The sequence below is a fragment of the Pseudomonas meliae genome, from assembly GCF_001400515.1.
In the GTDB taxonomy this organism is placed as follows: Bacteria; Pseudomonadota; Gammaproteobacteria; order Pseudomonadales; family Pseudomonadaceae; genus Aquipseudomonas; species Aquipseudomonas amygdali.
In genome coordinates this window covers 1-9,753 of record NZ_LJQT01000063.1, presented here as the reverse complement: position 1 = coordinate 9,753, position 9,753 = coordinate 1, and the positions used below count along the sequence as shown (strand labels likewise).

Genomic DNA, 9,753 nt, shown 5'->3' with positions numbered 1-9,753 from the left:
GCTACTTCAGACCTTCCTTAATCACCTTTTTTGTACGGAATAGCGCCAAAACCCATACAGGCAATGGCCTGCATCCAATTACTGCGACAATAGGTCACAGTGTGACTTGTAGTTCATCTATAGTTTCGTTACAGAATGTATTGAAGCCCGCAAACTTCGCCTGCAAAATGCCCCGCCCCTGCTGCAAAGGGGCGTGCTGCCTGGCCATGCCAGATGCACCAGCCGTAGTGCACTGGCCTACATACGAACGATAAAAAATCGCGCAGGAGATTTGTCGTGCACATTGGTGTTCCTCTCGAAACGCAAGCGGGCGAAACCCGGGTAGCTAAAAGCTGATCAGCCAAGGGCACAGGATTACCGTGCAGAGCGGCGCAGGCATTCAGGCCAGCGTTCCGGACAGCGCTTACGAAGCTGCAGGCGCTGTGATTGGGAGCGCGAACGAAGCGTTTGCGGGCGAGTTGATCCTCAAGGTTGTAGCGCCCGACGATAATGAGCTGAGCCTGATCAAGAGCGGCTCGGTGGTCATCGGCATGCTCAACCCCTTCAACAATGAACTCATCGGCAAGATGGCCGCACAGGGCATCACCGCGTTCGCCCTGGAAGCCGCACCGCGCACTTCCCGCGCGCAGAGCCTTGATGTGCTGTCTTCGCAGGCCAATATCGCGGGCTATAAGGCCGTGCTGCTTGCCGCACACCACTACCCGCGCCTCATGCCCATGCTGATGACCGCTGCCGGCACTGTCAAAGCCGCACGGGTGCTGATCCTGGGCGCAGGCGTTGCCGGTCTGCAGGCCATCGCCACCGCCAAACGGCTGGGTGCAGTGGTTGAGGCGTCGGATGTGCGTCCGGCAGTGAAGGAGCAGATCGAGTCGCTGGGTGCCAAGTTCATTGATGTGCCCTACGAGACCGACGAAGAGCGCGAATGCGCCGAAGGCGTTGGCGGTTACGCCCGCCCGATGCCTGCCAGCTGGATGCAACGCCAGGCCGCAGCCGTTCACGAGCGGGCCAGGTTGGCGGACATCGTCATTACTACCGCCCTGATCCCCGGTCGCAAGGCACCGGTGCTGCTCAGCGCCGAAACCGTGGCGCAGATGAAGCCCGGTTCGGTAGTAATCGACCTGGCCGCTGCACAAGGCGGCAATTGCCCGCTGACTGTGGCAGATCAAGTCGTCGTCGAGCACGGAGTGACCATCGTCGGCCACACCAACCTGCCAGCGCTGGTCGCCGCCGATGCTTCTGCACTCTATGCCCGCAACCTGCTGGACTTCATGAAGCTGCTGTTCGACAAGGACGGTACATTCTCGATCAACCTCGAAGACGACATCGTCGCCGCATGCCTGATGTGCCGCGACGGGCAAGTCGTACGCAAGAACGGCTGAGGACACACCAATGGAAGAGCTGATTTCCCCCGGCGTCTACAACCTGATCATTTTCGTACTGGCAATCTATGTCGGCTACCACGTGGTCTGGAACGTCACGCCTGCGCTGCACACGCCACTCATGGCGGTCACCAATGCTATCTCGGCCATCGTCATCGTTGGCGCCATGCTCGCCGCCGCACTCACGGTGACGCCGCTGGGCAAAACCATGGGCACGCTGGCTGTCGCACTGGCAGCGGTGAATGTGTTTAGTGGCTTTCTGGTCACTCGGCGGATGCTGGAGATGTTCAGGAAAAAGGCCCCCAAGGCAAAGGATGAGGCGCCGAAGTCATGAGCATGAATCTGGTCACCCTGCTGTATCTGATCGCGTCGATCTCCTTTATCCAGGCACTCAAAGGCTTGTCACACCCCACCACCTCACGCCGCGGCAATCTGTTCGGCATGCTCGGTATGGGTCTGGCGGTCATCACGACAATCGGGCTGGTGTTCAAACTGGCTGCGCTGTCTACCGCTGAAGGTACCAGTGCGGGCATTGGCTACATTGTGGTCGGCCTGCTGGTGGGCGGGACCGCTGGCTCGATCATGGCCAAGCGCGTTGAAATGACCAAAATGCCTGAGCTGGTCGCGTTCATGCACAGCATGATCGGCCTGGCAGCGGTATTCATCGCCATCGCGGCCGTAGTAGAGCCTCACTCACTGGGCATCGTTGGTCATCTGGGCGATGCCATCCCCGCGGGTAATCGTCTTGAGCTGTTCCTCGGAGCGGCCATCGGCGCGATCACCTTTTCTGGCTCGGTAATCGCCTTTGGCAAGCTGTCGGGCAAGTACAAATTCCGGCTGTTTCAAGGCGCACCAGTACAGTTTGCCGGACAGCACAAGCTCAACCTGGTGCTTGGTCTGGCCACACTGTTCTTTGGTCTGACCTTCATGTTCACCGGTAGCCTTACTGCTTTTGCGATCATGCTCGCGCTGGCGTTCGTGATCGGTGTGCTGTTGATCATCCCGATTGGCGGTGCAGACATGCCGGTGGTGGTCTCGATGCTCAACAGCTATTCAGGCTGGGCAGCGGCCGGGATCGGCTTTTCGCTGAACAACTCGATGCTGATTATCGCGGGCTCGCTGGTCGGTTCTTCGGGCGCGATCCTGTCTTACATCATGTGCAAGGCGATGAACCGCTCGTTCTTCAATGTGATCGGCGGTGGCTTCGGCGGCGCAACGGATTCGGCAGGGCCGGCAGGTAGCAAGGAAGCCCGCCCGGTGAAATCCGGCTCGGCAGACGATGCCACCTTCCTGCTGACCAACGCCGACACCGTGATCATCGTGCCGGGTTACGGGCTGGCAGTCGCGCGCGCGCAGCATGCACTCAAGGAACTGACGGAGAAGCTGGTGCACCGTGGTGTCACGGTGAAGTACGCCATTCACCCGGTGGCCGGGCGCATGCCGGGGCACATGAACGTACTGCTGGCCGAAGCCGAGGTGCCTTACGATCAGGTGTTCGAGATGGACGACATCAACTCCGAATTCGGTCAGGCCGATGTGGTGCTGGTGCTCGGTGCCAACGACGTGGTCAACCCGGCCGCCAAGAACGATCCGAAATCGCCCATTGCCGGGATGCCGATTCTGGAGGCATTCAAGGCCAAGACCATCATCGTCAACAAACGTTCGATGGCCAGTGGTTACGCTGGTCTGGATAACGAACTGTTCTATCTGGATAAAACCATGATGGTATTCGGAGATGCCAAAAAGGTGATCGAGGACATGGTGAAGGCCGTCGAAAACGCCTAGCCTGACCCTGCCACATTAAAGCCCCGGCTCGCTTGGCGACCGGGGCTTTTTACATTCTGCGTAACAGTGTTTTGCGCTGAAAGCCGCCAATTAGAGCCCTCAAATGCGACCTTGGTAGCAGGACGAACCTCGTTCAACGCTCTAGACTTGTCGCTCGCTTCTATCTACGAGACAGAATCCATGTACCGTGACCGTATCCGCCTGCCCTCCCTGATGAGCAAGGTTATGAGCGCAGCCGACGCTGCCGCCTTGATTGAAGACGGCATGATCGTCGGCATGAGTGGCTTCACCCGTGCAGGCGAAGCCAAGGCCGTGCCCCATGCGCTGGCCGAGCGCGCCAAAGTGACACCGCTGAAAATCAGCCTGATGACCGGTGCCAGCCTGGGCAATGACCTGGACAAGCAACTGACCGAGTCCGGCGTGCTGTCCCGGCGCATGCCCTTTCAGGTCGACAGCACACTGCGCAAGGCAATCAACAACGGCACGGTGATGTTCATCGATCAGCACTTGTCCGATACCGTCGAGATGCTGCGCAATCGGCAGATCAAGGCGGTGGACCTGGCGGTGATCGAATGCGTTGCGATCACTGAGGAAGGCCATCTGGTGCTCAGTACCTCTGTAGGCAACTCGGCCAGCTTCGCGATTCTGGCCAAGCAGGTGATCGTGGAAATCAACCTGTTGCAGCCGCTGGAGCTGGAAGGTCTGCACGACATCTATATACCCAGCTACCGGCCGACGCGCCTGCCGATTCCGGTGCTGGAAGCAGACTCGCGCATCGGTAGCCATGCAGTGAAGATCGACCCGGCGAAGATCGTCGGCATTGTCATCAGTAATCAACCAGATTCACCGTCCACCGTCACCCCACCTGACGCGGATACGCAGGCCATCGCCAACCATCTGGTGGAGTTCTTCAAGAAGGAAGTGCGCGAAGACCGGCTTACCGACAAGCTGATGCCACTGCAAGCGGGTATCGGCAACATCGCCAACGCCGTGATGCACGGCCTGCTGGCGTCCCCCTTCACAGACCTGACCATGTACTCCGAGGTGCTGCAGGACTCGACATTCGACCTGTTCGACGCGGGCAAACTGACCTTTGCTTCAGGCAGCTCCATGACGTTGTCGGCGGCCAAACACGCGGAAGTCTTTGCCGACTTCAACCGCTACAAGTCCAGGCTGGTATTGCGCCCCCAGGAGATCTCCAATCACCCCGAGGTGATCCGCCGCCTGGGTATCATCGGCATCAACACTGCGCTGGAATTCGACCTGTACGGCAACGTGAATTCTACCCACGTGTGCGGGACGCGCATGATGAATGGCATTGGCGGCTCGGGGGATTTCTCGCGCAATGCGCACCTGGCGATATTCGTCACCAAGTCGATTGCCAAGGCCGGCGCGATTTCCAGCGTTGTGCCGATGGTCAGCCATGTCGACCACACCGAGCATGACGTTGACGTTCTGGTCACCGAGCAGGGCCTGGCAGATCTGCGCGGTCTGGCCCCTCGCGAACGTGCGCGGGTCATCATCGACAACTGCGTACACCCGGATTACCGCGACGCACTGAACGCCTATTTCAAAGCCGCTTGCGTGCTGGGCGGCCATACCCCGCACATCCTGCGCGAAGCACTGAGTTGGCACATCAACCTGGAAGAAACCGGGCGCATGCTGCCGGGCTGAACAGGACAGTTGGAAGTGAACGAGACCTTCCCCGACTCACTTCCTCCTCGCACTCAACAGCTTCTTGAAAAACTGTACTGCTGTACCGGTCATAAAACTGCCTCAAATCGCCAAAATCACCATAATCGACCACAAAATGCACTTATATGGTGCCTACCGGTACAGTTGCCCCATTTATGAACAAAACAGTGCCCAATCACAGTTAACTGAACCCTCACAATACAAGTGAACTGTGTCTATGGAAGCTGGACGCGTGCGAGGAAAATGGGCACCAGTCAAGCAACTCACTTATCCCGCCACAAGCAGAAGGAAGTCACACCATGGAACGTACAATCAGTTCCGACCTGTTCAGCGAAAGCACCGTTACCACTGCAAAAGCTTCTTTGCCTCTGCGCGTATTCGCCAACCTGATGCTCTGGCAGCGTCGCCTGTCCAGCCGCCATCAACTGGCTCGTCTGGATGCACGCCTGCTGGCTGACGCCGGTATCAGCGAATCCCAGCGTTACGAAGAGCTGAGCAAGCCGTTCTGGCGCTGAATCAGCGCTCGCTGGTCCCAGACGCCAGCAACCCGAATTGCTTCATACAAGACCCGTCTCAGGCAACCGAGACGGGTTTTGTCGTTTTCGGGCAGGTACTTAACAGATTGCCAATAACAGCACAGTTTCAGATAAATCAAAAACGTCAGGTACAGTTACCAAATAATGCAAACTGTGCAAGCTGCAGCCATCGACTGCCATGACAAGCGCGCTATCAGTGGGATAGTCTAGCGCTCTACCTCGGCCCTTCGGCCTCGCAGGCAGCCTGTGCCCTTTTGACCACAATGGAACTCGATCATGTCTCTGCTACGTACCCTCGGCGCTGCCTTCCTGTTGACTGCTGCTGCAGGTGCCAACGCCTCCAGCTTTATTGTGACCACTGACGCAGTGGTCGATGCAGTCAATGCATCGACACGTGCCACGTCCAACATTTCCTCCTCTCTGAAAGACGACAAGATCGTTCTGGCCGCCCGAGACGATGCCGCCAGCTTCGTGGCCAGCTCCGGCGACATCCGTAGCGCTCGCCTCGAAGGTGCGCTGCAACACATCCGCCAGGTTCTGCCTGAACTGCAAGCGACCGACAGCCAACTGGCTCAGGCCATTCTGGCCATCTGACCGTTGTGCCCCGGCCATGTGCCGGGGTAGCTCTGGCCAGAGCATTGCGCTAGCCTTGCTACCTGTTTTGCCGGTTCGTGAAAGTCATGCGTTTACTGCACCTTCTGTTTATCGCACCCGTTGCCAGCCTGATGTGCATCAGTCAGGTTCAAGCGTTCGATACGACCACGCAGGGTCTGGTCAAGACCGGCTATGCAACCAGTCAAGTCACAACAGCACCTTTCGATAACAAGCTCATGATGGCTGCCAGAGACGACGCTGCTGCGTTCATCGCCAGCGACGGAGATATACGCTGTGCCCGGCTTGAGGCCGCGCTGCACGCCCTGCGTCAGGCAGATACAAAACTTCGTGCCAGCGACCTTGAACTGGCGCAGGCAATCCTCGTCCAATAGCCACTTTCCCCTCTTTGCGTAACTGGAGACGTCACCACATGCGTACCCCGCTGATTGCTGCTTCCCTTGGCCTGCTATTGCTGGCCGATTTTGCCCAGGCTCAGACCGTTGTAGCCACGAGCAACATCATCGTTCGCGCGTTTGGCCGTACCATTGATTTCACCTCGGACACCACTACATCAATTCGCGACTCCAAAGTCGTGCTCCAGGCCAAGGACGACGCCGCCAGTTACGTTGCCAGCGGCGGTGACATCCACGGTGCCCAGCTGGATGCTGCCTTCGATACACTGCGCACTCGCGTACCAGAAGCACGCGGCGCAAGCGATCAGACCCTGGCTGAAGCAATCCTCGCATTGTGAGGCGATTTTGCGCCTGGCTGCTTGCTGGCGCGCTGTCGCTGGTCGGGACGCATGCCTTTGCCAGCCTGAAGCTGGAACTGCACACGGACGGCCTCGATGCGCCGCAACAGCAAGCCAGCCAGACGCTGCTCGACGAAGCCATGCACGCGCTGCCGCCCAGCTTCGTCGAAGCACTGGACCGAACCGTCGAGGTAAGCTGGTCCAGCGACATGCCGCAAAACGCCTATGGTCAGGCAGCGGGCCCTTATCAGCTATACCTCAACAGCCACCTGCTGGCCTCGTTGACCGACGGTTCGGCAGCCACCGCCCAGACAGGCCGTCCACACGGAACGGTGCGCCAGGAGTTGCTCGCCACCGTCCTGCATGAGCTGACCCACGTCTACGACCGCGCCCGCCTGTGGTCGCCCAGCGAGCGAGCGGCGATTTTTCGCTGCACATCACGTAGCAGTTCACTGGGCAAGGTAGGTCTGCCTGACGACTGCCGCGGCCAGACCGAGCGACGCTTTACCCTGAGTGACGACCCTCGCCTGCTGGACCTGGCGGGCTGGCAGCAATACGTCGGACGCCGCGGTGAACGCGAGGAACATAACGGCCAGGTCGCCCGCAGCCCGGATATCTACGAAACCACCAGCCCGCTGGAATTCGTGGCCGTGAACATGGAGTATTTCCTCCTCGACCCGGCCTACGCCTGTCGTCGCCCGGCGCTGTATGCGTATTACAAAGAGCGCTTTGGCTGGGCACCCGCAGCACGGGATAAATGCCCCACGTACTACCCTTATCTGAATGCCGGCAGCGACTTCGGCCGTGAGCCGCTGGGCAAGCTGGACCCCGAGCGGGTCTACGCGGTGGATTATCTGCTCGCCGAGGCGAATCAGAACTGGGCGAGCCGCTGGGGCCACAGCATGTTGCGCCTGGTGATCTGCAAACCCGGTCGTCCTCGCGGGCCGGACTGCCGCCTGGACCTCGACCAGCATCTGGTCCTGTCTTATCGGGCGTTCGTCGGCGATGTACAGCTATCGAGCTGGGACGGCCTGATGGGTGCCTACCCGTCACGGCTGTTCGTCTTGCCGCTGGCGCAGGTCATCGATGAATACACCAAGACCGAACTGCGCAGCCTGGCCTCCGTGCCAATCAAGCTGTCGCGTCCGGAAATCGAAGGGCTGGTTCAGCACGCTGCCGAGATGCACTGGAGCTACGACGGCAATTACTACTTCCTCTCGAACAACTGCGCCGTTGAAAACCTCAAGTTGCTGCGCGCCGGTACGCACAATCCCAAGCTCGTCGGCCTGGACAGCATTTTGCCCAACGGCCTGCTTGAAGTCCTCAAAGGCCGCGGGCTGGCCGATACCAGTGTGCTGGACGACCCCAGAGAAGCATTGCGTCTGGGCTACCGGTTCGATTCCTACCGTGACCGCTATCAAGCCATGTTCGAGGTTTTGAAGAAGCACCTGCCGATCAAGCAGAACACCGTGGAAGAATGGATGGCCCTGCCAGCCAGTGAGCGCAGTCAGTGGTTCGCTAAGGCCGATCTGCGTACCAGTGCTGCGATTCTGCTGCTGGAGCAGGCCAGCCTGCGCAGGCAACTGCTATTGGCCCAGGACGAAGTGAAGCAGAGCTATCTCGGTGCACGCGAAGTGAAAGACGGCAAGGTCTCCAATGCCACCAAAACGCTACAAGAGATCCTCGCCAGCAGCGGCTTTCTCAGCCGGCCAGCCGAGCTGCTCGGCAGCGGCGGGTACGGTTTGCCACAGGCGGGGGAATGGCAGCGGCTTGAAGCAGAAAGCAGTCAACGCCAGAAACAACTCAAGCGTCTGACCGGCGATCTCGACAAGGAAGTGCGCGCCCTGCTGGAGCCTGAACGCGCCAAGGAAATTGCAGCCAACGAAGCCAACCTCAAACAGGTGTCCGAGCACCTTCGGGCGCTGCATAAGGCGGCAGGCGGGCTGCAACTGCCGTGATCAGGCAGCTTTCTTTTTCGGCTTGAGGTATTTGACCAGGCCCTGGAACCAGATCACCAGGGCCGGGTTGCCCTTGATCTGAATATCCTTGTCCTGAATGCCCTTCATGAACGCCAGTTGCTTGTTCTTCGCCTGGAGGGTGTCAAAACCAAAGGCTGCATCGCGAAACGAGATGGCAAAGGCTGGCTCTGCAACCACACCGCTGGCACTGCGAATGCGCTGATCGTGCACCACGAAGTGACGCGCGATTTTGCCATCTGCGGTCTGTAACTGAAATGTCAGGTCCTTGCCAGCCAACTGCTGCTGGAACGCGGGGTTGTTACGACTGGCGCGGGCCATTAGCAGGCCCAGCATCCACAATAGAAAACGAAACTTCATGCTCGGCCTCTGTACGCACTGGATCCGGTGATCAGGATCGGCGTGGCAGTGTAGCGGTTTATTGGCCCAAAACCTGTAGGACAAGATGAATTTCGAGGGAGATCGGTACAAAACACTTGTTGAACGCAAGGATGCTGCTTCCCGTGGGAAGCAGCATCACGACAGCATTAACGAATGCTGTTGATGTTGCCTTTGCTGCCGGTGACCTTCACATCGACCTTCTTGAAGATGAAGTAGTCCTTGATGCTGACTTCGTAACGCGGCGCGACGATCAGATCGGCACCGGAGGATTTAACCGCCTTGAAGGCGGCTGCCGCTTTGGTCGTCGAGACAGGATCAGGCAGCGCCAGACCCAGACCGCCACCGCCGCTTGCACCGCCGTATGTCACGCCATCGGCGAACTGGTTATCGCCGCCGAAACTCAGGAAATTGAACAACACATTGGTGGAGGACTCGCCGCTGATGGTACCGCCTACCTTGACGTCCGCCTTGAGGTCGGTTTTGACCGTGCCTTCCAGCGGTGCGCTTGGCTGGCTGACGTTGTAGCTCACGCAGCCGCTGGTAGCGGCGATCAGAGTTGCAACCGCAGCAAACTTCCATAGCTTTTTCATTCGAGATTTCCCAAGAGTAATTGAAGGGGTGCAGCAGGGGCGGGATTCTAGGGAGGCGCTGCAAAA

10 protein-coding genes and 1 pseudogene are annotated in these 9,753 nt (G+C 58.9%); 9 read left to right on the top strand and 2 right to left on the bottom strand.

From position 1 onward, the window contains the following. Window positions 1-276 precede the first annotated feature (276 nt). From ALO64_RS02875 to ALO64_RS02835, 9 genes and pseudogenes are all read left to right on the top strand, one after another. Window positions 277-1,379 (top strand): annotated as a pseudogene (locus ALO64_RS02875) (Re/Si-specific NAD(P)(+) transhydrogenase subunit alpha). A 10-nt stretch (window positions 1,380-1,389) separates the two neighbouring features. Further along, a complete protein-coding gene (locus tag ALO64_RS02870; protein ID WP_044345208.1) occupies window positions 1,390-1,713 on the top strand; it encodes an NAD(P) transhydrogenase subunit alpha in 324 nt (107 codons plus the stop codon). Then, entirely contained in the window at window positions 1,710-3,164 is a 1,455-nt protein-coding gene (locus ALO64_RS02865) for an NAD(P)(+) transhydrogenase (Re/Si-specific) subunit beta (protein ID WP_044345210.1), read from the top strand. Before ALO64_RS02870 ends, ALO64_RS02865 begins: the two co-directional genes overlap by 4 nt. Before the next feature lie 180 nt (window positions 3,165-3,344). Further along, a complete protein-coding gene (locus tag ALO64_RS02860) occupies window positions 3,345-4,838 on the top strand; it encodes an acetyl-CoA hydrolase/transferase family protein (RefSeq protein WP_044345212.1) in 1,494 nt (497 codons plus the stop codon). A gap of 320 nt (window positions 4,839-5,158) precedes the next feature. Beyond that, complete coding sequence (locus ALO64_RS02855; RefSeq protein WP_002555870.1) at window positions 5,159-5,374, top strand: DUF1127 domain-containing protein; 216 nt, start codon at window positions 5,159-5,161, stop codon at window positions 5,372-5,374. Between the two features lie 297 nt (window positions 5,375-5,671). Further along, window positions 5,672-5,989 carry a DUF2388 domain-containing protein gene (locus ALO64_RS02850; RefSeq protein ID WP_002555871.1) on the top strand — a complete coding sequence of 106 codons (318 nt, stop codon included), beginning with the start codon at window positions 5,672-5,674 and terminating at the stop codon, window positions 5,987-5,989. 86 nt (window positions 5,990-6,075) lie between these two features. Beyond that, a complete protein-coding gene (locus tag ALO64_RS02845; RefSeq protein WP_044345213.1) occupies window positions 6,076-6,381 on the top strand; it encodes a DUF2388 domain-containing protein in 306 nt (101 codons plus the stop codon). Between the two features lie 38 nt (window positions 6,382-6,419). Then, window positions 6,420-6,740 carry a DUF2388 domain-containing protein gene (locus tag ALO64_RS02840; RefSeq protein WP_002555873.1) on the top strand — a complete coding sequence of 107 codons (321 nt, stop codon included), beginning with the start codon at window positions 6,420-6,422 and terminating at the stop codon, window positions 6,738-6,740. Then, entirely contained in the window at window positions 6,737-8,698 is a 1,962-nt protein-coding gene (locus ALO64_RS02835; RefSeq protein ID WP_044345214.1) for a DUF7844 domain-containing protein, read from the top strand. The genes ALO64_RS02840 and ALO64_RS02835 overlap by 4 nt, the downstream gene beginning before the upstream one ends. Here ALO64_RS02835 and ALO64_RS02830 read toward each other — a convergent pair whose 3' ends face one another. Next, window positions 8,699-9,076, bottom strand: coding sequence for an SCP2 sterol-binding domain-containing protein (locus ALO64_RS02830; RefSeq protein WP_002555875.1), 378 nt, complete (start codon window positions 9,074-9,076; stop codon window positions 8,699-8,701). 167 nt (window positions 9,077-9,243) lie between these two features. After that, a complete protein-coding gene (locus tag ALO64_RS02825) occupies window positions 9,244-9,687 on the bottom strand; it encodes a hypothetical protein (protein WP_044319229.1) in 444 nt (147 codons plus the stop codon). Window positions 9,688-9,753 lie beyond the last annotated feature (66 nt).

Coding starts and splice junctions, on each gene's coding strand:
- ALO64_RS02870 (WP_044345208.1), top strand. CDS start 1,390: ATGGAAGAGCTGATTTCCCCCGGCGTCTACAACCTGATCATTTTCGTA.
- ALO64_RS02865 (WP_044345210.1), top strand. CDS start 1,710: ATGAGCATGAATCTGGTCACCCTGCTGTATCTGATCGCGTCGATCTCC.
- ALO64_RS02860 (WP_044345212.1), top strand. CDS start 3,345: ATGTACCGTGACCGTATCCGCCTGCCCTCCCTGATGAGCAAGGTTATG.
- ALO64_RS02855 (WP_002555870.1), top strand. CDS start 5,159: ATGGAACGTACAATCAGTTCCGACCTGTTCAGCGAAAGCACCGTTACC.
- ALO64_RS02850 (WP_002555871.1), top strand. CDS start 5,672: ATGTCTCTGCTACGTACCCTCGGCGCTGCCTTCCTGTTGACTGCTGCT.
- ALO64_RS02845 (WP_044345213.1), top strand. CDS start 6,076: ATGCGTTTACTGCACCTTCTGTTTATCGCACCCGTTGCCAGCCTGATG.
- ALO64_RS02840 (WP_002555873.1), top strand. CDS start 6,420: ATGCGTACCCCGCTGATTGCTGCTTCCCTTGGCCTGCTATTGCTGGCC.
- ALO64_RS02830 (WP_002555875.1), bottom strand. CDS start 9,076: ATGAAGTTTCGTTTTCTATTGTGGATGCTGGGCCTGCTAATGGCCCGC.
- ALO64_RS02825 (WP_044319229.1), bottom strand. CDS start 9,687: ATGAAAAAGCTATGGAAGTTTGCTGCGGTTGCAACTCTGATCGCCGCT.